The 21,416-nt window shown below is 69.1% G+C and carries 20 protein-coding genes; 15 read left to right on the top strand and 5 right to left on the bottom strand.

Annotated features, from left to right (window positions below):
- The first annotated feature begins 9 nt into the window (after positions 1-9).
- The 7 genes from ACWDKQ_RS11230 (at position 10) to ACWDKQ_RS11200 (ending at position 6,425) form a co-directional block, all read left to right on the top strand.
- Positions 10-969 (top strand): DUF4097 family beta strand repeat-containing protein, encoded by a 960-nt coding sequence (locus tag ACWDKQ_RS11230; protein ID WP_450138620.1) that lies wholly within the window; start codon positions 10-12, stop codon positions 967-969.
- A gap of 756 nt (positions 970-1,725) precedes the next feature.
- A complete protein-coding gene (gene dnaK / locus ACWDKQ_RS11225; RefSeq protein ID WP_450138619.1) occupies positions 1,726-3,603 on the top strand; it encodes a molecular chaperone DnaK in 1,878 nt (625 codons plus the stop codon).
- Between the two features lie 17 nt (positions 3,604-3,620).
- On the top strand, positions 3,621-4,307 hold the full coding sequence (grpE, locus tag ACWDKQ_RS11220; RefSeq protein ID WP_450138618.1) for a nucleotide exchange factor GrpE: 687 nt from the start codon (positions 3,621-3,623) through the stop codon (positions 4,305-4,307).
- 25 nt (positions 4,308-4,332) lie between these two features.
- Positions 4,333-5,508, top strand: coding sequence for a molecular chaperone DnaJ (gene dnaJ, locus ACWDKQ_RS11215; protein WP_450138617.1), 1,176 nt, complete (start codon positions 4,333-4,335; stop codon positions 5,506-5,508).
- Positions 5,509-5,510: 2 nt separating this feature from the next.
- A complete protein-coding gene (locus ACWDKQ_RS11210; protein WP_044576061.1) occupies positions 5,511-5,963 on the top strand; it encodes a heat shock protein transcriptional repressor HspR in 453 nt (150 codons plus the stop codon).
- A gap of 33 nt (positions 5,964-5,996) precedes the next feature.
- Positions 5,997-6,242, top strand: a complete 246-nt coding sequence (locus tag ACWDKQ_RS11205) for a hypothetical protein (RefSeq protein ID WP_450138616.1) — start codon at positions 5,997-5,999, stop codon at positions 6,240-6,242.
- Between the two features lie 57 nt (positions 6,243-6,299).
- Positions 6,300-6,425 (top strand): hypothetical protein, encoded by a 126-nt coding sequence (locus ACWDKQ_RS11200; protein ID WP_450138615.1) that lies wholly within the window; start codon positions 6,300-6,302, stop codon positions 6,423-6,425.
- Positions 6,426-6,487: 62 nt separating this feature from the next.
- Here ACWDKQ_RS11200 and ACWDKQ_RS11195 read toward each other — a convergent pair whose 3' ends face one another.
- Complete coding sequence (locus ACWDKQ_RS11195; RefSeq protein ID WP_450138660.1) at positions 6,488-7,591, bottom strand: FAD-binding oxidoreductase; 1,104 nt, start codon at positions 7,589-7,591, stop codon at positions 6,488-6,490.
- Between the two features lie 290 nt (positions 7,592-7,881).
- Here ACWDKQ_RS11195 and ACWDKQ_RS11190 point away from each other — a divergent pair, with 290 nt between their 5' ends.
- From ACWDKQ_RS11190 to ACWDKQ_RS11170, 5 genes are all read left to right on the top strand, one after another.
- Entirely contained in the window at positions 7,882-8,697 is an 816-nt protein-coding gene (locus ACWDKQ_RS11190) for a pyridoxamine 5'-phosphate oxidase family protein (RefSeq protein ID WP_450138614.1), read from the top strand.
- Positions 8,698-8,944: 247 nt separating this feature from the next.
- Positions 8,945-9,427: a MarR family winged helix-turn-helix transcriptional regulator gene (locus ACWDKQ_RS11185; protein ID WP_450138613.1), complete on the top strand. Its 483-nt coding sequence runs from the start codon at positions 8,945-8,947 to the stop codon at positions 9,425-9,427.
- 190 nt (positions 9,428-9,617) lie between these two features.
- Positions 9,618-10,112, top strand: a complete 495-nt coding sequence (locus tag ACWDKQ_RS11180; RefSeq protein WP_450138612.1) for a MarR family winged helix-turn-helix transcriptional regulator — start codon at positions 9,618-9,620, stop codon at positions 10,110-10,112.
- On the top strand, positions 10,109-12,727 hold the full coding sequence (locus ACWDKQ_RS11175; protein ID WP_450138611.1) for an MFS transporter: 2,619 nt from the start codon (positions 10,109-10,111) through the stop codon (positions 12,725-12,727). The genes ACWDKQ_RS11180 and ACWDKQ_RS11175 overlap by 4 nt, the downstream gene beginning before the upstream one ends.
- Positions 12,728-12,856: 129 nt before the next feature.
- A complete protein-coding gene (locus ACWDKQ_RS11170) occupies positions 12,857-13,711 on the top strand; it encodes a YceI family protein (RefSeq protein ID WP_450138610.1) in 855 nt (284 codons plus the stop codon).
- Positions 13,712-13,739: 28 nt separating this feature from the next.
- On the opposite strand, the gene ACWDKQ_RS11165 is transcribed toward ACWDKQ_RS11170, so the two are convergent.
- Both ACWDKQ_RS11165 and ACWDKQ_RS11160 read right to left on the bottom strand, forming a co-directional pair.
- The gene (locus ACWDKQ_RS11165) at positions 13,740-14,081 is read right to left on the bottom strand and encodes a hypothetical protein (protein WP_450138609.1); all 342 of its coding nucleotides are present in this window, start codon (positions 14,079-14,081) and stop codon (positions 13,740-13,742) included.
- Positions 14,078-14,389, bottom strand: a complete 312-nt coding sequence (locus ACWDKQ_RS11160) for an alanine:cation symporter family protein (RefSeq protein WP_450138608.1) — start codon at positions 14,387-14,389, stop codon at positions 14,078-14,080. The genes ACWDKQ_RS11165 and ACWDKQ_RS11160 overlap by 4 nt, the downstream gene beginning before the upstream one ends.
- A gap of 140 nt (positions 14,390-14,529) precedes the next feature.
- Here ACWDKQ_RS11160 and clpB point away from each other — a divergent pair, with 140 nt between their 5' ends.
- Positions 14,530-17,112 carry an ATP-dependent chaperone ClpB gene (clpB, locus tag ACWDKQ_RS11155; protein WP_450138607.1) on the top strand — a complete coding sequence of 861 codons (2,583 nt, stop codon included), beginning with the start codon at positions 14,530-14,532 and terminating at the stop codon, positions 17,110-17,112.
- A 600-nt stretch (positions 17,113-17,712) separates the two neighbouring features.
- On the opposite strand, the gene ACWDKQ_RS11150 is transcribed toward clpB, so the two are convergent.
- Positions 17,713-18,939, bottom strand: a complete 1,227-nt coding sequence (locus ACWDKQ_RS11150; RefSeq protein ID WP_450138606.1) for an MFS transporter — start codon at positions 18,937-18,939, stop codon at positions 17,713-17,715.
- A 127-nt stretch (positions 18,940-19,066) separates the two neighbouring features.
- Here ACWDKQ_RS11150 and ACWDKQ_RS11145 point away from each other — a divergent pair, with 127 nt between their 5' ends.
- On the top strand, positions 19,067-19,696 hold the full coding sequence (locus tag ACWDKQ_RS11145) for a TetR/AcrR family transcriptional regulator (protein ID WP_450138605.1): 630 nt from the start codon (positions 19,067-19,069) through the stop codon (positions 19,694-19,696).
- 9 nt (positions 19,697-19,705) lie between these two features.
- On the opposite strand, the gene ACWDKQ_RS11140 is transcribed toward ACWDKQ_RS11145, so the two are convergent.
- A complete protein-coding gene (locus ACWDKQ_RS11140) occupies positions 19,706-20,026 on the bottom strand; it encodes a hypothetical protein (protein ID WP_450138604.1) in 321 nt (106 codons plus the stop codon).
- Positions 20,027-20,349: 323 nt separating this feature from the next.
- Here ACWDKQ_RS11140 and ACWDKQ_RS11135 point away from each other — a divergent pair, with 323 nt between their 5' ends.
- Positions 20,350-21,138 carry a hypothetical protein gene (locus ACWDKQ_RS11135; protein ID WP_450138603.1) on the top strand — a complete coding sequence of 263 codons (789 nt, stop codon included), beginning with the start codon at positions 20,350-20,352 and terminating at the stop codon, positions 21,136-21,138.
- The last annotated feature ends 278 nt before the right edge of the window (positions 21,139-21,416 follow it).

Raw genomic sequence — 21,416 nt, 5'->3', positions numbered from 1 at the left:
GGGATGGCGATGGCTCGGGTTGGGCTCGCGGTGGGCGGGGCGGCGCTGGTGCTGATCGGGGGAGCAGGGCTGTTCGGGTGGCCTTCGTCATCAGTGCAGGAGCGTTCCACCGGACTGGACGGGATCGACCGCGTCGAACTCGCCGGCGGCGCTGGCGACATCGAGGTGCGCCATGCGCCGGGCGCTCGCGCCGAGATCGTGCAGCGGGTCCACCGCTGGGAAAGCGCCTTCTTGGGCGGCGGGGGCGATGCCACCGAGATCAAGCACCGCGTCGAGGGCGGCGCGCTGGTGCTGCCCACCGGCTGCGGCTGGAACTGCACCGTCGACTACCAGGTCACGCTGCCGACCTCGGTGCCGGTTCGCGGCAACCTCGACTCCGGCGGGCTGGACGCAGTCGGAATGCAGTCGGTGCAGGCCGAGACGGGTTCCGGCGAGGTGCTGCTGAGCGAGATCGGTGGTCCGGTCGACGTCCGCACGGGTTCCGGCGGCGTGTCGGTGACTCGGGTCCGCGGTCCGGTCGACGCGGAAACCGGTTCCGGGGAAATCACGCTGGCCGAGATCGGCGGCGAAGTCAGGGCGCGCACCGGCTCCGGTGGCGTGTCGGTCAGCGACGTCGACGGTCCGGTCGATGCGAACACGGGTTCCGGGGAGATCACGCTGCACGAGATCGGCGGCCGGGTCGGGGTCGAGACCGGCAGCGGCGGGATCAGCGGGCGCGGCCTGCGCGGCCCGGGCGTCCTCGCCAAGGCCGAGTCCGGCGACGTCGAGTTGGAACTGGTCAGCCCGCAGACCGTCGAGGTGTCCACCGGGAGCGGCGGCATCGAATTGACCGTGCCCGGCGACCGCTACCGCGTCGACACGGACAGCGGCTCTGGCGGCGTCGACGTGGACGTGGCGCAGGACCCGGCCGCCGTGAAGCGGCTGACGTTGTCTAGCGGCAGCGGCGAGATTAGCGTTAAGCAGGCCTGACCCCGCTCCGACGCCGACATGTCGACAAGCCGACGTGTCGGCTTCCGGCCGCCGATTCGTCGCGTGAACGGTCCTGCTTAAAAGAAGAACTCAGTCGATCATTGTGTTGTTCTCCGCCGGCCTGGACCATGCCGATCTGGGCGAAATCGGCGTCCGAGGTGAACGTCGTGCAGGCCATGGCGTCGGTGAGCGGGAGGAACATCGACTCCTCGGAGGATTCCGGCGCAGCCGCCGCCGTTCTCGACCGGTGTCCCACCGGACTCGACCGAGCTGGAGCGAACCGGGCTGCGGGACGGAGGACCGGGCCGACTGCTGGGCTGTGCACGCTGTGGTCGCAGGGAGGAAGAGGTCCTGAAACGAAGATGCCGGCTCGAATTGGCCGGGAATTCTTGAACCTCGTGCTGCATCCTTCGCTGTTCGCTGCGTCTGATCAGCGACGCCCCGCTGCGGTCGAGGCTGATCGCAGTGTGCCACGTCACAACCGGTGGCGGCCGGGTGGCATTGTGCTAATCGGGAGCGTTGGCATCCGCGAAAGCGGTCCTGGCCGCGACCGACCGCCTGTTGGCCATGTCACTTCGCGCGTTGCCCCCGGAACTCCCATCGCTGGTCAACCGTTGTCTTGGCAGAAAGCTTGAGTGACCCGCGCTCAATGGCGGATTGACGATGATGATGAGCAGTGGGTAAAACTTGAGTGAGCAAGGCTCAAGGGCTTGGGATGGCCCTTGGGCACAGGCAACAAGTCGGGAGGAAAGCAGCATGGCGCGAGCGGTCGGTTTCGACCTGGGGACTACCAACTCCGTCGCTACCGTCCTGGAGGGCGGTGAATCGACGGTGGTCACCAACTCCGAGGGCTCGCGGACCACGCCGTCCGTCGTGGCCTTCGCGAAGAACGGCGAGATCCTCACCGGTCAGCCAGCGAAGAACCAGGCGGTCACGAACGTGGACCGCACCATCCGGTCGGTCAAGCGGCACATGGGCACCGACTGGAAGGTCCAGATCGACGACAAGACCTACACGCCGCAGGAGATCAGCGCCCGCGTGCTGATGAAGCTCAAGCGGGACGCCGAGGCGTACCTGGGCGAGGAGGTCACCGACGCGGTGATCACCGTCCCGGCCTACTTCGAGGACGCCCAGCGGCAGGCCACCAAGGAAGCCGGCCAGATCGCCGGCCTCAACGTGCTGCGCATCGTCAACGAGCCCACCGCCGCCGCGCTGGCGTACGGCCTCGACAAGGGCGAGAAGGAACAGACCATCCTGGTCTTCGACCTCGGTGGCGGCACCTTCGACGTCTCGCTGCTGGAGATCGGCGAGGGCGTCGTCGAGGTGCGGGCCACCAGCGGTGACAACCACCTCGGTGGTGACGACTGGGACGAGCGCATCGTCGAGTGGCTGGTCGACAAGTTCAAGTCCTCGTCGGGCATCGACCTGACCAAGGACCGGATGGCCATGCAGCGGATCAAGGAAGCCGCCGAGAAGGCCAAGATCGAGCTGTCCAGCTCCTCCACGGCGAACATCAACCTGCCGTACATCACCGTCGACGCGGACAAGAACCCGCTGTTCCTGGACGAGACGCTCTCCCGCGCCGAGTTCCAGCGGATCACCTCCGACCTGCTGGAGCGCTGCCGCAAGCCGTTCGAGGCGGCCATCCGCGACGCCGGTGTCAAGCTCGACGACATCGACCACGTGGTGCTGGTCGGCGGATCCACCCGCATGCCCGCGGTCAGCGACCTGGTCAAGGACCTGACCGGCGGCCGGGAGCCGAACAAGGGCGTCAACCCGGACGAGGTCGTCGCCGTCGGCGCCGCCCTGCAGGCCGGTGTGCTGCGCGGTGAGGTCAAGGACGTCCTGCTGCTGGACGTCACCCCGCTGTCCCTGGGCATCGAGACCAAGGGCGGCATCATGACCAAGCTCATCGAGCGCAACACCACGATCCCGACCAAGCGTTCCGAGACCTTCACCACCGCCGACGACAACCAGCCGTCGGTCCAGATCCAGGTCTTCCAGGGCGAGCGCGAGATCGCCGCGCATAACAAGAAGCTCGGCATGTTCGAGCTCACCGGTCTCCCGCCGGCGCCGCGCGGCATGCCGCAGATCGAGGTCACCTTCGACATCGACGCCAACGGCATCGTGCACGTCTCCGCCAAGGACCTGGGCACCGGCAAGGAGCAGTCGATGACCATCACCGGCGGCTCCGCGCTGCCGAAGGACGACATCGACCGGATGGTCAAGGACGCCGAGGCGCACGCCGACGAGGACAAGAAGCGTCGCGAGGAGGCCGAGGCCCGCAACCAGGCCGAGACGCTGGTCTATCAGACCGAGAAGATCCTCAAGGAGAACGACGAGAAGCTGCCGGCCGACGTCAAGGACAAGGTCAAGGCCGCCGTCGGCGAGGTGAACGAGGCGCTCAAGGGCGACGACGTGCCCGCCATCTCCGCAGCCGTGGAGAAGCTCGCCACCGAGTCGCAGGCCCTCGGCCAGGCGCTGTACGCCGACGCGGGTGTCAACGCCGCGGCCGGTGCGGGTGCCGCCGATGCTGGTGCCGCCGGTGCTGGTGCCGCCGGGGCGAGCTCGTCGAAGGAAGACGACGTGGTGGACGCGGAGATCGTCGACGACGAGGACGAGAAGAAGAAGTGACTGCGGACAGGCCGAAAATGTCGCGCAACGAAGGCGAGCAGGAGCCGGTGGTGGTCCGGGATCGGCGGCGCATCGACCCCGTGACCGGCCAGCGCCGGGTGCCTGCTCCGAACGGAGAAGAGGCGCAGGTGGCCGAAAGCATGTCCGGCACCCTCGATGAGGACATCGTCGGGAACGCCGAGCAGGAGGCCGCGCAGCCCGAGCCCGAGCAAGCTGTCGGCGACTCGGCCGGGCTGCAGCAGCAGGTTGACGAGCTCACCGCAGACCTAAAGCGGGTCACCGCGGAGTACGCGAACTACCGCAAGCGGGTGGAACGAGACCGCGAAGCGGTGATCGTCGGCGCGAAGGCGTCGGTGGCCGCCGACCTGCTGACGGTGCTCGACGACCTCGATCGCGCCGAGGCCCACGGCGACCTCAACGGCGCGTTCAAGGCAGTGGCGGACAAACTGGTCGCGACGTTGAACTCGGCCGGGCTGGAGCCCTTCGGCGCGGAAGGCGACGAGTTCGACCCGTCGGTGCACGAGGCGGTGCAGCACAGCACCTCGCCGGACGTGCAAGGGCCGACCGTGACGACTGTTCTGCGCCGCGGTTACCGGTTCGGCGACCGGGTGCTGCGTCCGGCGATGGTCGCGGTGACCGACCACGAGCCGGCCGCCGAGCCCGCCGAACCGGCGACCGGCGAGAACCAGTCCGAGCAGGGTTGATGAGCAACGGAGGGAGGAACGCCCGGTGAGCGCCAGGGAATGGCTTGAGAAGGATTTCTACGCCGAGCTGGGCGTCTCCTCCGCGGCTTCGGCCGAAGAGATCAAGAAGGCGTACCGGAAGCTGGCGCGGGAGAACCACCCCGACGCCAACCCCGGCAACGCCCAGGCTGAAGCCAAGTTCAAGGCCGTCTCCGAGGCCTACGGGGTGCTCTCCGACCCGGACAAACGAAAGCAGTACGACGAGGCCCGGAAGCTGTTCGGTGCTGGCGGTTTCGGCGGCGGCCAGGGCGGTTTCGGTGGTTTCGGCGGTCCGGGTGGCACCGGCGGCTTCGACATCGGTGATCTCTTCGGCAGTGCCGGGGGCGGTGGTGGCGGCGGGCTCGGCGACCTCTTCGGCGGCCTGTTCGGTGGTCGCCGCCCCGGTGCCACCACGGCGAACCGCCCGAAGCGCGGCGCCGACGTGGAGACCGAGGTGCGCATCGACTTCGCCGAGGCGGTGCGCGGGGCCACGGTTCCGCTGCGGTTGTCCAGCCCGGTGAGCTGCCCGACCTGCCACGGTTCGGGTGCCAAGCCGGGCACCCGGCCGCGTTCCTGCACGACCTGCTCTGGTTCCGGGCTGGTGACGCGCAACCAGGGTGCGTTCGCGTTCAGCGAGCCGTGCCCGGACTGCCGGGGTCGCGGCCAGCTGATCGACGCCCCGTGCCCGGACTGCCGCGGCGAAGGGGTCAGCACCCGCAGCCGGACGCTGACGGTGCGGATCCCGGCCGGGGTTTCCAACGGGCAGCGGATCAGGTTGGCGGGACAGGGCGAACCCGGTCGGCAGGGCGCCGCCGCGGGCGATCTGTACGTGGTGGTGCACGTCAGCCCGCACCGGGTGTTCGGACGTTCCGGTGACGACCTGACGATCACGGTTCCCGTCACCTTTCCCGAGCTGGCGCTGGGCACTACGTTGACCGTGCCGACCCTGGACGGAAAGGTGTCGCTGAAGGTCCCGGCTGGGACCGGCAGCGGCCGCACCTTCCGGGTGCGCGGCAAGGGCGTGGGCAAGAAGGACGGCAGCAGCGGGGATCTCCTGGTGACGTTGCAGGTCGCGGTTCCGTCCAAATTGGACGACAAGGCGGCCGAGGCGCTGACGGACTACGCGAAGGCGACCGCCGACCACGATCCGCGCCGCGACCTGAACGAGCTGCTCGGGAGGTAGTCATGGCCGGTCGCCCAATGGATCCGGGCTTCGGGTTCCCGCCGGGGGCCAACGAGGACACGCCGATGTTCGTGATCTCGGTGGCCGCGCAGCTGTCCGGGCTGCACGCGCAGACCCTGCGCAGCTACGACCGACTGGGTCTGGTCTCGCCCGGGCGCACCCCTGCGGGCGGCCGCCGCTACTCCCTGCGAGACATCGCCCTGCTCCGCGAGGTGCAGCGCCTCTCCCAGGAGGAGGGTGTGAACCTGGCGGGCATCAAGCGGATCATCGATCTTGAGAACGAGGTCGATGCGCTCCGCGCCAAGGTCCAGGAACTGGCCGAAGAGGTGGCGGCGGCCCATGCGGCGGCCGAACAGGCGGCGGCCGCGGTGCACGCCTCCTACCGCCGGGACCTGGTCCCCATCCGCCAGGAAACGGCCCTGGTCGTCTGGAAACCAGACCGCAAACGGCGCTGACCGCTGGCGATAGCAACGCTGGAAGGGCGCCTGATGACCGCGAGGCGACCATCAGGCGCCCTTCGCGTTCGTGCCTCCTGCCAGCGGCTCCCAGCCCGCGTCCTGGCGCGTTACCTGGCTGAAGGCGGAGCCGCGCGGACCAAGATCTGGCGGGCGGGCATGCTCACCGTCTTCGACGACCGCCTGCTACCGATCGACCTCGCGGTCGGAGACTGGGCGCGGTGGGACGAAACCGTCGCCGAGCGCCTCCGCCGCGTCGACGACAAGCGCCTGGCCTAACCGCGGGAGCTGTTCGGCAGCTAATGCTCGGATCCCGAGGAGGTCGAAACCCGCAGCATGCTGCTGTTCTGCTTGGTGACCGGCCACCACTACCTCGTCGTGGACCACGGCGAGCGCACCCGACGCGAGGTCCTGGCCCGAGCTGCCGAATTCCTGCTCGAACGGCGCGTTGCCCACGAGTGAGGGGGCGCCTTCGGCCAGGTCGGTCGAAGGCGCCCCTCACTTGCTCGGTCCTCGGGCGGTGATCAGTCCAGGGTGAACGGGTCGTAGCGGATGTGGTCGAGGGGCGTGCCCGCGACGAGCATCCGGGAGACCGTGGCCCGGATCATCCCCGGCGAGCCGCTGACCAGGACGTCCCAGTCCTGCCACGCGCCGTAGCGGGTCACCGCCTCGGCGAGCGTGCCGTGCTCCGCGCCCGAGACGCCCGGGTCGTCCTCCACTACCGGCGTGATCGTCAGCCACGGGTTGTGCATCGCGATGCGCTGGAGGTTCTCCAGGTCGTAGAGGTCCTCGCGGGTCCGGCCGCCGTAGAACAGCTGCACGCGCGGGTTCTCCCCGTACTGCGCGAGGTCGTCGATGATCGCACGTATCGGGGTCACTCCCGTACCGCCGGCGATCATCAGGGCGTCCGGCGAGGTCGCCCGGTCCACGGTCAGCCTCCCCATCGGCGAGCCGATCCGCCACTGGTCGCCGGGGCGGGCGTGCCCGACCAGCGCGCGGCTGACCCAGCCGCGTTCCACTGACCGGACGTGGAACTCCATGATCCCGTCCTCGCTCGGCGCGTTGGCGGGGCTCAGGTAGCGCCACAGCCGGGGCCGCTGCGGCACCTCCACGCTCACGTACTGGCCAGGCTGGTACGGCACCGGGTGGTCGGGCTGGACGCGGATCACCGCGACGTCCCAGCTGAGCCGCTCGTGGTGCACGATCTGGCCGGTGTACCAGGCGGGGCCGTCGTCGGCGGCGGCCGCCTCGGTCATCGCGGAGGCCATCACGGTGTAGGCCTCGGCCCAGGCGCGCTCCACGTTGTCGGTCCAGGCGTCGCCGGCGTACTTCTTGATCGAGGCGAGCAGCGCGGTGCCCACCGCCTCGTAGTGCGCCGTGACCACGCCGAACTTGCGGTGGTCGCGGCCGAGTTGGTGCAAGAACGGCAGCAGCTCGTCCGGCCTGTCGACCATCTGGATCACGTGCACGAGCGCCCGCAGCAGTCTGCTGCGCTGCACTTCCATGTTCACCGCGAACAGGTCGCGGGTGGCCGGTGAGAGGCTGAAGAGCATGCCGTAGAAGAACCTCGTCACATCGTCGGTTCGCGGCTCGACGACTGCGAAGCTCTCGCGGATGAGGCGAACCATCTTGCTCACACCGGAGTTCGACGGCTCGTGGTTCGGGGGTCCAGGGCTCAGTACGGCGTTCGCTGTCATGGTTCGGGGCAGTCTTCTCCACGTTGGCGGTCGTACCCAGGCAGGCACACCACTACTTGCAAGCGTCCCCCGACACAGGGTGGACCCTAACTTGTGCCTCGTGACGCGTCTGCCTTGATGCCACTTTTGAGTGCTTCTTAACTACTTCACGTAGATAATGCACGGACCTGTCGAGGGAACCTAGGATCCAGCGTTGTTAGCAGAGAGGTGTACGTGACACGGTGACGCTCGTGATCCCCGACCACCTAGCCCCGACCGGTACTGCCGACGCGGCACTGTTGGAGCTGGAGCTCTCAGGCCCGCCCACCCCGAACGAGTCCTGGCAGGTCGCGTCCCCGATCCAGCAGCGCGGCCAGGAGCTCGACGCGCCACCGCGCGACCCGTTCGTCGAGGACGGTCCGGTTCGGCCGCCCGGTTCGGCGGGTGAACACCTGCTGCAGCGCGCCTACGGCACCGAGAAGCGCGCCCGGAAGTTCTACGACGACCAGGTGCTGGACCACCTGAATCCGCTGATGAAGGAGTTCATCGGGCGGATGGAGATGGCGTTCGTGGCCACCTCCGACCGGCACGGCGAGTGCGACTCCAGCCTGCGCGTCGGCCCGGCCGGGTTCATGGTGGTCCTCGACGACCGGCACCTCTGCTACCCGGAGTACCGGGGCAACGGTGTGCTGGCCAGCTTGGGAAACATCAGTGAGAACCCGCACATCGGGATCCTGTTGGTGGACTTCGTGACCGACCTGATTGGCCTGCACGTCAACGGCAAGGCCCGCATCGTCGACGATGCCGGCCTGCGCGCCATCCACCCCGCGTTGCCCGCCGAGTTCGACCGCAGCCGCACACCCGAGCGCTGGGTCGTGGTGCAGATCGAGGAGGCCTACATCCACTGCCGAAAGCACATCCCGCGGATGGTGCCGGTGCTGCGCCAGCGCAGCTGGGGCACCGACGACGTCAAGCGCAAGGGCGGCGACTACTTCGAGTCCAAGGGCATGCCGCGGCCGTGGCACCGGCCCGAACCGGTGGGCGGCCAGGACTGCTGAGCCCATCCTCGCAACCGGCATCGCTGCGGGCGGCGTCTGGCGACGGACAGCTTCGGTGCCGAGTATTGGTCGATACGCAAGTTGGGGATCCCGCAGCCCAGGGGCGTCTGAGGTTCCGCGACCCGCGCCGCCACGCAAATTGAGTTCGAGACAGGCGCTTCTTAGAGTGGGGCGAAACGGACTAGCGTTGACTTGCGGGTCGGCGGTTGGTGCCGCCGTGGTCGTCGGCGGTGCGGGTGGGAGAGCTGTGATCGAGGACGAGGCGCCGAGCTCGACCGGCGGGGTGCGCGCGGAAGGCGTCGACCGGCGTTGCGCGGCTGAGTCCGTCGAGCGCGAGTTGGTGCTGATGTTCCGCCGTGCCCGGAACCTGTCGACCGCCGTGGCCGCGCACGTGCACCCGGACCTGGATCCCGCCTCTTACAGCCTGTTGCTGATGGTCGACGACGCGGGACCGCTGCGCGGCATGGACGTCGCGGACCGTACCGGGCTGGACAAGTCCACGGTGAGCAGGCAGATCGCGACCCTGGTGGACCTGGATCTGCTGGAGCGGGTGCCGGATCCCGACGACGGCAGGGCTCGCCGCATCCAGCTCTCCGACCTCGGGCGCGAGCGGCTGGCGCAGATGCGCGCTGAGCGCCGCAAGCACCTGCACGGCCAGTTCGCCAGCTGGTCCACCCAGGACCTCAAGGATCTGGCCCGACTCCTGGGCAAGCTCAACGCCATGATGTGAGCACGTTTCACGAGGTGCGGGGCATCCGTGACCCGGTAACTGGGGCGCGGGTGCCCCTCTCGCATTTTCCGACCGGGTGCCCTTCTCCTGGGTTCTTGATCCTTCCGGTGCGTGGCATCACATTCTGACAAGTTGCGGCGCGCAACTAAATGAGCTTATAGTTGCGTGCAGCAACTAAAGGATTGAGCTCATGGGACCGACACACGAGACCTGCGCCGAGCTGCTCCGACCGCTTCGGGCGATGCTCGGGCTCAAACAGGTGGCCATGCAGCGGGGGCAGTTCACGGCAGAGCACGTGCCGTACGCGGCCGCCGGGTTGCTCACCGAACTCGTCTTCCGCGGCGAATGCCGGGCCTCCGACCTCGCTCACCACCGGATCGTTGACGCGTCCGTGGTGAGCCGCCAGGTGGCCCAGCTCGAACACGCCGGCCTCATCACCCGCCGGCCCGACCCGGCGGACCGGCGAGTAGCCCTGCTGCGCGCCACGCCCGGCGGCGAGCGCGCCGTGGCCGAGCTCGAACGCCGGAAGGCGGAGTGGATCGGCGAGGCCCTGGCCCACTGGGACGACGACAAGGTCCGCGAACTCGCCGGACTGCTGGGGGACGCGATGGACGACATCCGTCGCTACACGATCAACGACGGAGTCTGCGCTGCCGACTCCGTGACCAAGGAAGGAACTCGATGACCAGCTCGACGGAGACGGCGCCGGACGCGATAGCGCCGGCCCGCCGGGACGGGCGCGACGAGCCCGCTGCGGGATCGTCGATGACGCATCGGCAGATCCTTGAGGCGATGTCGGGTCTGATGTTGGCGCTGTTGGTCGCCATCCTCAGCTCGACGATCGTCTCGAACGCGCTGCCCCGGATCATCGCCGACCTGGGCGGCACCCAGAACCAGTACACCTGGGTGGTCACGGCGATGCTGCTCACCTCGACCGCATCCACCCCGATCTGGGGCAAGCTCTCCGACCTGTTCAGCAAGAAGCTGCTCTACCAGCTGGCCATCACGATCTTCAGCGTCGGCTCGGTGCTCGGCGGGTTCGCGCAGTCGATGGAGACGCTCATCGGCTTCCGCGCCCTGCAGGGCATCGGCATGGGCGGCCTGCAGGCGCTGATCCAGGTCGTGATCGCGGCGATGGTCTCGCCGCGCGACCGCGGTCGCTACAGCGGCTACATCGGCGCCACCTTCGCGGTCGCCACGGTCAGCGGGCCGCTCGTCGGCGGCCTGATCGTGGACACCCCGTGGCTGGGTTGGCGCTGGTGCTTCTGGGTGACCGTGCCGATCGCGGTGATCGCCTTCATCGTGCTGGGCCGGACGCTGAAGCTGCCGGTGATCAAGCGCCCCGTCAAGATCGACTGGTTTGGCGCGCTGTTCCTGGTCGGCGGCGTGAGCCTGCTGCTGGTCTGGGTCTCGCTGGCCGGCAAGCAGTTCGAATGGTGGTCGGTGGAGACCGCGTCCTACGTCGGCGGCGGCCTGCTCGCGCTGATCATCGCGGTGGTCATCGAGACCAAGGTCAGCGAGCCGATCGTGCCGCTGCGGATGTTCCGCAACGCGACGGTCGCGCTGGCCACCATCGGCACCGTTGCGGTCGGCACCGCGATGTTCGGTGGTGCGGTGTTCCTGGGCCAGTACTTCCAGATCGCGCGGAGCTTCACCCCGACCACCGCGGGGCTGATGACGCTTCCGATGGTCGGCGGCCTGTTCATCTCCTCGACCGTGTCCGGCCAGATCATTTCCCGGGTCACCGGAAAGATCAAACCGTTCCTGGTGATCGGCTCGATCGTGATGATCGCGTCGATGTGGCTGCTGAGCACCATCGACCACGAAACGGACCTGGTGCTCGTCGGGGTCTACCTGTTCCTGATGGGTGTCGGCCTCGGCATGCTGATGCAGAACCTGGTGCTGGCGGTGCAGAATTCCACCAGCGGCAAGGACATGGGGTCGGTGACCTCGGTAGTGACGTTCTTCCGGACCCTGGGTGGTTCGGCCGGTGTCTCGGTCCTTGGCGCGGTGCTGGCTACCCAGGTCTCGGACTACATCATGCGCGGCCTGTCGAAGATCCCCGGCGCGGCGCAGGCAGCAGGCTCGGGCGGCGGTGGCTCGCTGGACGTCAACCACCTGCCGGAACCGGTGCAGACCATCGTGCGGGCGGCCTACGGCGACGCGATCGGCGACATTTTCTTCGTCGCCGCGTGCATCGCGTTGGTAACCTTCCTCGCGGTGATCTTCATCCGCGAGACGCCGCTGCGCACCTCGATCGACAGTCATGAGCAAAGGGAGGCGGCTGCCGTGGCCGCGCACGACGACGCTGTGGACAACCTCACCCGGCCTGTGGACAACTCGGCCGTGGCCCGTCCCGCTGAGAACGGCTATGCCCAGCTTGGGGGCGTGGGGGCGCACTCGGCGCGACTGGCATCCGAACCTGTGGACAACTCTGTGGATGATCGCTCGGATGCCTGGTCAGCGCCGGTAGCGCCGCGTCGCTACGCGACCAACGGCAAGCACTTGGCCGGCGACCTGGCAGCCCCGGGCGACGGTGGCGGGCTGTTCGTGCACGGCACCGTCGCGGACTCCGTCGGCACCCCGGTCTCCGGGGTGGTGCTCACCCTGACCGACGCCAACGGCCGGCAGGTCGAGCGCGCCCGGACCGTCCACGACGGGCAGTTCAAGCTCATGGTCGGCCACGGCGGCACCTACGTGCTGATCGTCTCCGGCGGCAGCTACCAGCCGACCGCGTCGATGGTCGTGGTCGGCGACCACCCGGTGCGTCACGACGTTCAGCTGCTCGGCGCCGGGCGGCTCACCGGGCTGGTGCACGCTGGCGGGCAGGGCGTTGCCGGGGCGATGGTGGTGCTCACCGACGTCCGCGGCGAGGTCGTGGCCAGCGTTGGTACCGGACCGGACGGGCACTACCTGTGCGCCGACCTGGTCGGTGGGGCCTACGCGCTGACCGTCACCGCGCCCGGCTACCGGCCGGTGGCGAACTCGGTCACAGTCGCCGACGGCGACCAGTCCACCCTGGACGTCGCGTTGCAGTCCGGCGCGCAGCTGCGCGGCGTGGTCCGGTCGGCCCACCTCGGGGTCGCGGTGCCGGATGCGCGGGTGACGCTGCTGGACACCGGCGGCGCGGTCGTCGGCGCGACGACCACCGACATCGACGGCAGCTACACCTTCACCGACCTGCCGGACGGCGAGTACACGGTGATCGCGACCGGATACCCGCCGGTCGCCACCTCGCTGCGGCTCTCGGGTGAGCAGAGCACGCACGACGTCGAACTCGGTTACCCGCAGGCCGACTGAGCAGCGGCAGCGGGCGGGTGGAGCGAACGGACCGTTCGCGTCGTTGACGAGTCTCAACGGTCCGTTCGCCACACCGCTCGGGCGGACGCCGCCCACCAAGACCTTCAACTCGCAGAGGGGATGTTCGAAATGGATCTCGGCCAACGGCAGGCCGTGGCGACCGGGGCAGCATCGGCCGGTTCGGGGGCGGTCACCGCGACGGTGCGCGGCGGCGACGGCTGGCCGGTGCCGGAAGCGGTGCTGACCGTCATCGACGGCACCGGCACCCAGGTCGCCAGGGTGCAGGGCGACGCGCAGGGCTCGGTGGTCGCCGCCGGGCTGAACTCCGGTGCCTACACCTCCATCGTCACGGCGGTCGGGTACGAGCCGGTCGCCCGGACAACGCTGGTGCACGACGGGACGGCGGCCACCCTCGGCGAGGTCGAGTTGCGCAGGGTCGGCGGGGCCGACCTGCCGGCGCCCGGGCTGTGGCGGATCGACCCGGTGCACTCGTCGATCCAGGTCACCGCCAAGCACCTGGGGATCAGCAGCATCCACGGCCGGTTCAACGAGTTCGCCGGTGAGGTCCGCATCGGCAACCCGGTGGAATCGTCCGCGGTGGATGTCCAGATCGTGGCGGCCAGCATCGACACGGCCAACGGGATGCGCGACGACCACCTGCGGAACGTGGACTTCCTGGACGTCGAGCGGCACCCCGAGATCACCTTCCGGTCCACGGGTCTGCGCCCGCGCGGCAGCGACCGCTGGGACCTGGACGGCGAGCTGACGCTGTGCGGGCTGACCCGACCGGTGCGGCTGGACACCCGGTTCGCCGGGGTCGGCCCGGACCCGTGGGGCGGCACCCGGGCGTCGGCGACGGCGACGACGCAGCTGCGTCGCGAGGACTTCGCGATGACGTTCAATCAGGCCCTGCAAACGGGTATAGCCGCGATCGGCACGACGCTGAAGGTGGAGATCGACATACAAGCCGTCCGCGAGGACTGAGGTTTCCCGCAATTTCAATGATCGTTGTTCAACCTCTTCCTTGCGTTGCGGTGCGGGTGGTCGGCACCGAGCCGACCACGGTGGACAGGCAGAACACCACGTTGTAGATGCGCTCGCTGGTCTTGCCCCCACCGAAGACAGCCACGCGTGCTGGCCGTAGTAGCCCAGGCGATGATCTGTAGGAGGCGAACACCGCGACTGCCAGCGTGAGGACGTCGGGCAACCACGGCAGCACCGTGGCGAAGGACTCCGAGCTGACCGTGACGTCGTGCGGGGTATCGCAGCCGGCCAGCACCTGCGGCTGCGCGTCCATCCAAAACTGCGTCTTGGTGATGACGACGGTCAGCGCCGTCACGGTGCAGGTGATCATCGTGGCCGATCAACGGCTCCAGCAGGGCGACCAGGACCTCGGTCGCCGGGTGCTTGGTACACCGCGGAGTGCGCGATGGGCGCCGAGCCGAGCCCGGCCTCGTTGGAGAAAGCAGCGCGCTGGAAGCCGACGATCAGCATGCCGATCATGCCGCCGAATCCTGCTTCCGGCGTGAACGCGCCGGAGATGATCTCGCCGAGCGCGGCGGGCGCGGGGTCGAAGTTCACGCAATGCCCCGGCCGGCCGTCATCATCGGCGGCATCAAGACCACCGGCACCGCCACCAGCCGCCTGGTCCCGGACGCCCAAATCGGCACCTCTCCCGACCCGTGCCTGAACTCACTCGCCTTGAGTGGAACTCGCTCAACTTTCCTCACGTTAACGATGTATAAGATGGTTGGTGCGAGAGATGACGGACTCGCACCAGCCACCCGGCGACGAGGTGAGGAATGGACGCGTTCAACCCGACGACCAAGACCCAGCAGGCGATCTCGTCCGCGGTGCAGGCCGCGACCGTGGCCGGCAACCCGGACGTCGACCCCGGACAGCTACTCGGCGCTCTGCTCGCCCAGGGCGACGGGCTGACCGCGCCGCTGCTGACCGCCGTCGGCGCCGACCCGACGGAAGTGCGCCGCGAGCTGGAGCGGCTCATCAACAAGCTGCCGACGGCCAGCGGCAGCACGGTGTCCGCGCCGCAGCTCTCCCGCGACGCGGTCAGGGCGCTGACGCACAGCCAACGGCTCGCCACCGAGATGGGCGACGAGTACGTCTCCACCGAGCACTTGCTGGTCGGGCTCGCCGCCGAAGGCGGCCGGGTCGCCGACCTGCTGCGAAAGCACGGCGCGACGCCGGAAGCGCTGACCGAGGCCTTCAGCAAGGTGCGCGGGTCGGCGCGGGTGACCAGCCCGGATCCCGAAGGCACCTACAAGGCGCTGGAAAAGTACGGCCAAGACCTCACCGACCGCGCCCGGAAGGGCGAGCTCGACCCAGTGATCGGCCGCGACGCCGAGATCCGGCGCGTCGTGCAGGTGCTGTCCCGCCGCACCAAGAACAACCCGGTGCTCATCGGTGAGCCCGGCGTCGGCAAGACCGCCATCGTGGAGGGCCTGGCCCAGCGCATCGTCGCCGGAGACGTGCCGGAATCGTTGCGCGGTAAGCGCGTCGTGGCGCTGGACCTCGGCTCGATGGTGGCCGGCGCGAAGTACCGCGGCGAGTTCGAGGAGCGACTCAAGGCGGTGCTCAAGGAGATCACCGAATCGGCCGGTCAGGTCATCACCTTCATCGATGAGCTGCACACCATCGTCGGTGCCGGTGCCTCTGGCGAGGGCGCGATGGACGCCGGCAACATGATCAAGCCGATGCTGGCGCGCGGCGAGCTGCGCATGGTCGGCGCGACAACGCTCGATGAGTACCGCGAGCACATCGAGACCGACGCCGCGCTGGAGCGCCGCTTCCAGCAGGTGCTGGTCGGCGAGCCGAGCCCGGAGGACACCGTCGCGATCCTGCGCGGCCTCAAGGAGCGCTATGAGGTGCACCACGGCGTGCGGATCACCGACGGCGCGCTGGTCGCCGCGGCCACCCTGTCTGACCGCTACATCACCGCCCGGTTCCTGCCGGACAAGGCCATCGACCTGGTCGACGAGGCCGCGTCGCGGCTGCGCATGGAGATCGACTCCCGACCGGTGGAGATCGACGAGGTCGAACGCGCCGTACGGCGGCTGGAGATCGAGGAGATGGCGCTGTCCAAAGAGGACGACCCGGCCTCGCTGGAGCGGCTGGCCGCACTGCGCGCCGAACTCGCCGACCGACGCGAGAAGCTGTCCGAGCTGACCGCGCGGTGGCATCAGGAGAAGGAATCCATCGAAACGGTCCGCGGCCTGAAGACCCAGCTGGAGCAGCTGCGCGGCGAGTCCGAGCGCGCCGAGCGCGACGGCGACCTCGGCAAGGCCGCCGAGCTGCGCTACGGCCGCATCCCAGCGCTGGAGAAGGAACTCGAAGCGGCCGCGCAGACGCAATCCGAGCGCAAGGCGATGCTGCAGGAAGAGGTCACCGCGGACGACGTCGCGGATGTGGTCAGCGCGTGGACCGGCATCCCAGCTGGCCGCTTGCTGGAGGGCGAAACCGCCAAGCTGCTGCGGATGGAGGACGAGCTGGAGAGGCACGTCGTCGGGCAGTCCGAGGCGGTGCGGGCGGTGTCCGACGCGGTGCGCCGGACGCGTGCCGGGGTCGCCGACCCGGACAAGCCGACCGGCTCGTTCCTGTTCCTCGGGCCGACCGGCGTCGGCAAGACCGAGCTGGCCAAGGCGCTGGCCGGGTTCCTGTTCGACGACGAGCGGGCGATGATCCGCATCGACATGAGCGAGTACGCCGAGAAGCACTCGGTGGCCCGGCTGGTCGGTGCCCCGCCCGGCTACGTCGGCTACGACCAGGGCGGGCAGCTGACCGAATCGGTGCGGCGGCGGCCGTACTCGGTGGTGCTGTTCGACGAGGTGGAGAAGGCCCATTCGGACGTCTTCGACGTGCTGCTGCAGGTGCTCGACGACGGGCGGCTCACCGACGGCCAGGGCCGCACGGTGGACTTCCGCAACACGATCCTGGTGCTGACCTCGAACCTCGGCTCGCAGGCGATCGCGGACCCGAACCTCAGCGAGCAGGAGCGCGAGGAGGCGGTGCGTTCGGTGGTTCGCAGGCACTTCAAGCCGGAGTTCCTGAACCGGCTGGACGACGTGGTGGTGTTCCACTCGCTGTCCACGGACGAGCTGACGTCCATCGTGGACATCCAGGTGGAGCGCCTGGCCCAGCGCCTGGCGCAGCGCCGGCTGACCCTCGATGTGCAACCGGCGGCCCGGGACTGGTTGGCGCTCAACGGTTTCGACCCGGTCTACGGGGCCCGACCGCTGCGCCGCCTGGTCCAGTCGGCGATAGGCGACCAATTGGCCCGGAAGCTCCTGGCGGGAGAAATCCGGGAGGGCGACAAGGTCCGGGTCGACACCACGGACGACAACGAATCCCTCGTGGTCACCCCGACCTGACAGGGGAAGGCGAGGGGCACCCGCGACCCGGCGAACCGAGCCACGGGCGCCCCTTGTCCGGCATTCGCTTAGGGAGATCTGATCTCCAGCGTGGTCGCGGTGGCGGTTAGCAGGACCCGGAGCAGGTAATGCGGGAATTGGTCCTCCGCATCGGCTGCCGGTTTCACGCGAGTGCCGTAGAAGTCCGCCTCGGGCTCGGGTTCTTAGGGGGCCGCGCAGGTTGCCTGCCGGGTCCCGGTACCAGGCCACGTTCCGACCGCGGAAGTCCGCGCGCTCAGGCCATCGCAGCCGCGCGGCCAGTAACCGTTGCACTGCTGCGGGCTTGGAATTGCCACCTGGCGATGATTGTGCGCCTATGAGCCCCGATCAGCCCAGGTGATCGCAGGTCACAACCGACCCCGGCGATTGCCAGGTGCGGCCGGCGGGCACAAGATCCGCGCCCCGCTCGACCCGCGACTGCGCCAACGGTGCAGGCAACTCTCGCATCCCACCCCCTCAAGGTGTCCACAGTGGAGGTCTGCAGGTGAAGGGCACCTTTGCCGACCAAGTCGGTCAAGGCGCCCTGCACGAGCGACTGCGGCGGACGCGCCGGGTTGGCGGTCAGTGACGGGCGAAGGTGGAGAGGGCCGCCGTCGTCACGAAGACGGCCGCCGTCGCGGTGAAGGCCAGCGTTGCCGTGGTCAGGCCGAAGGCCGTGCTGAGCAATCCCAGGGCGACGCTGGGGACGCTGGCCGACAGGTATGCCACGACGTAGATCAGCGCCGCGGTTCCCGCTCGGTGTTCCGGGGCCGCCAGGCCAGTCAGCATCCGGAGACCGCCCATGAACACCAGGCCCCAGCCCGTGCCGAGCACCGCCGAGCTGAAGAAGAACACCGCGGCGTCCTGCTCCAGCGCGGCGGCTGCCACCCCGGCGAGCCCGACGAGCATCAGCGGCGCGCCGAACCGAACCGCGCGCCGGGCCTCCCACCGGGACAGCAGCAGCTGCGCCAGCCCGCCGAACCCGGCCAGCACCGCGACCGCCAAACCACCCACCAGGTAGGGGTTTCCGCTGACCAGGCCCTTGGCCACCGACGGCCCGAGGGACATGAACATCCCGCCGACGATCCACGAGGCGAGCAGCGTCGTCGCCATCAGCACGAACGTCCCGGCCTTGCCCGCTGGCACCGTCGGCCGCTGCGGGCGCAGCACCTCGCGCAGCGCGCCGCGTCGCGCGACCGGTTCGGGCATCAGCAGCACACCGGGGATCACGAGCACGAAACCGAGGATGAGCAGCAGGTAGCTGGTCAGCGTCGGCCCCGGCACGAACTGCACCAGGGCACCCGCCAGCAACGAGCCGAGCGCCATGCCCAGGCCCGCGGAAACTCCGTTGATCAGCGATCCGTGGTTCGAGCCCGGGCGCTGGAAGTCGAGCAGGGCGCCGCTGATCGCGCTGGTCGCCAACCCAGTGGCCAGGCCCTGCAGCGCCCGACCCGCCAGCAGCCAGCCGACGCCTGGCGCGACCGCGAGCACCAGCATCGAGGCGATCTCCAGCACGAGCCCGGCCAGCAGCACCGGCTTTCGGCCTATGTGGTCGGACAGGGATCCGAACAGCACCAGCGTGAGCAGGATGACCACCGCGTAGACGGCGAAGACCTCGGTGAGAACCGTGGTCGTGAAGTGCCAGCGCTGCTGGTAGATCGAGTACATCGGGGATGGCGCGGTGGAGGCCATCAGGAACAGGGCGTACAGCGCGCCGATGAACCAGAACGAGGCTGGCCGGGACAGGGTGCGGCGGCGGAGGAGCGCTCGGGTGCCGCTGCGGGGCTGGACGAGCTCCGTGGTGGTCATGTCTATCCCCTGCTTCCAACAGCCGCGGCGGCCTGCTCGTGCAGTCAGCCGGAACGGAACGGATGATTCCGGTCCGGTTCAACTCAGCAGCGGAATGGATCATTCCGGTCCGGCGTATGCTGTGGCAATGGCCACAGCGAACAGATCCACGCGGTACGACGACCAGGTCATCGCCGCAGCTCGCGAGGTGTTCGCCGAGCAGAGCTTCGCGGCGCCGATGGCCGAGGTCGCCAAGCGCGCGGGGGTCGGCGTGGCGAGCGTGTACCGGCGCTACCCGAGCAAGCAGGAGCTGATCGAGCAGGTCCGCATCACCGCGTTCCGGCGGATCGTCGACGAGGCGGAGTCGGCCCGCGCCGAGGAAGCCGATCCGTGGCAGGCCCTCGTCCGGTTCATGCGCCGCTGCCTGCGGGAAGGCGCCGGGATCGGCACCGTGCTGCCGCCGATGGACCACCAGTACACCTACTCGGCGGAGTTCCGGGAGCTGCAGCAGCGCGTCGCGAAGGAGATCGAGCTCCTGGTCGATGCCGCCAAGCGGGCCGGCGAGCTTCGCTCGGACGTGGGCTGGACGGACATCCTGATGCTGTTCAAGCACCTCAACCCGGCGTTGCCGGCCAGCGAGTTCCGCCGCGCCGAGCTCCGCGCCCGCTACCTGGGGCTGGTACTCGAAGGCCTGCGCTCGGGAGGCGCGGAGCTGCCCGGGCCCGCCCCGGACCGGGCCGAGTGGCAAACCCTCTGCGACAACTTCGCCCCTTCCTGACCGGCCGACCTAGGACTGGATTTCACAGGTCAACACCGTCGGCGGCGAGGAGCGCAGGATCGCCGAGAGGTCCTGCACCCGCAGTACCGGAAGGGATTCCTGGCGCAGTACGACTTCGCGCCGCTGGAACTCGGTCGGCCCGTCGACCTGCCGTCGGTGCGGATCGCGGAATCCGCCCAGGTGCCCGGCAAGGACGCCTGGGTGATCGGCTGGGTCGCGAGTGCAGCGGTCCGAATGCGGGGGATGCCGGTGTTCCCGCGCGAACTGGAGCAGTTCGACACCCCGAGGTGCCGACGCGAAGTGCGCCAAGACCGACGGCAGCGTCGACATCTGCCTGCGCGGCCGGCGGTGACCAGGTGTCAGCCTGCCAGGGCGACTCCGGCGGTCCGGCGCTGATCCCTGACTCGGCCGGGCGCTGAGAGCAGATCGGCGAAACTAGCACTTCGGCGGCGCCGAGGACGTCCATTTGCGGCGACGAGCCCGACACCTTCGCCGACCCGGTGGCGGTCCGGGACCGGATCGGCCAGACGATCGGCGGTTGAACCACCTGATCGGAGGTGCGGTCGGAGCACATCGCCCCGACCGCACCTCTCCGTGATGCGTTTTCCCAGTTCAGGTTCAACCGATGGGGCGTTTCCGCACCGGATGTCCAGGTGATCTTCGTGTTCGGCGATGATCGGACTACCCTGCGCAGTGTGGGCATACCTGCGTGGCTCTGGTTCGTCATCGCCGTCGTCGCCATCGGTGCGGGCGTCGCGCTGCTGATCGCCGACCGATCCCAGCGCGCGTCGAACAACCGGGAGCGACGCCGCTGGGCCGCATTGCGCGGCTGGCAGTTCGCCGAGGCCGATCAGGTCCTGCCGAACAGGTGGGAGCGCGGCGTGCTCGCCCAGTACAACGGCGTGACGGCCACCGACGTGGTGGCCGGCTCGACCTTCACCACCGACGGACGCCGCCAGGTGTACGTCCTCGACCTCGACGTAAACGGCAAGGTCGCCGCGGTGCTGGTCGCCATCCGCTGCCGGCGGAGCTACCCGGCCACCATCGAGCTGTGGCTGCCCGACGTGCCGGTGCCGCAGGATTCCGGGCTGGACCTGCTCGGCCCGGTCGGCTCGCGGTACGCCTTCGTAACCGAGGTGGCGGCGGCCCGGCCGCTGGTGACGCCGGACCTGGTGGACGCGACCGAGGAGATCGGGCACGACGTCACGGTGGTGTGGCTGGAGAACGACTGGGTGCTCGCGGCCCTGCACCCCGACGACGCCGACCCGGCGCGCCTGGAGCGCCTCCTGCGCGACCTCGGCGACCTCGCCGATCTGATCGACCCGTTCGACACCGACCCGAACGAGACCGACTCGAACGAGATCGACGGAGCGAACGACGCGGCCGAGGTCGCCGAACTCGTCGACGCCGAGGCGGAGCCGTCGGCAGACCGCTCGCGCTGACCCCCTCGGAATCCGAAATTTCAACCGGAAAATCGGACCTTCGGTTTCAATGGAACTTGCGGATCCGGCGGGTCGGTCACCGACACGCCGGAGGCTGTGGACAACCCCCGCAACTTCCATTTGAAATCGCGGTGCCCCCGGCAGGTGGGCGGGGCGGGCGAACTCTTCGGTAGGTTCGGCTCATGTTGCGTCCTGGAAGCTGGACCAGGCCAGCGGGTGAGAGTCCCGTCCGGGTAGGCACCGGAGCGCCCGGTAGCAGGCCCCAGTCTGTCGGGGAG

It is taken from the genome of Saccharopolyspora sp. NPDC000995, assembly GCF_053599315.1.
The sequence above is the reverse complement of the archived record's forward strand: the minus strand, read 5'-3'. Positions and strand labels throughout refer to the sequence as shown.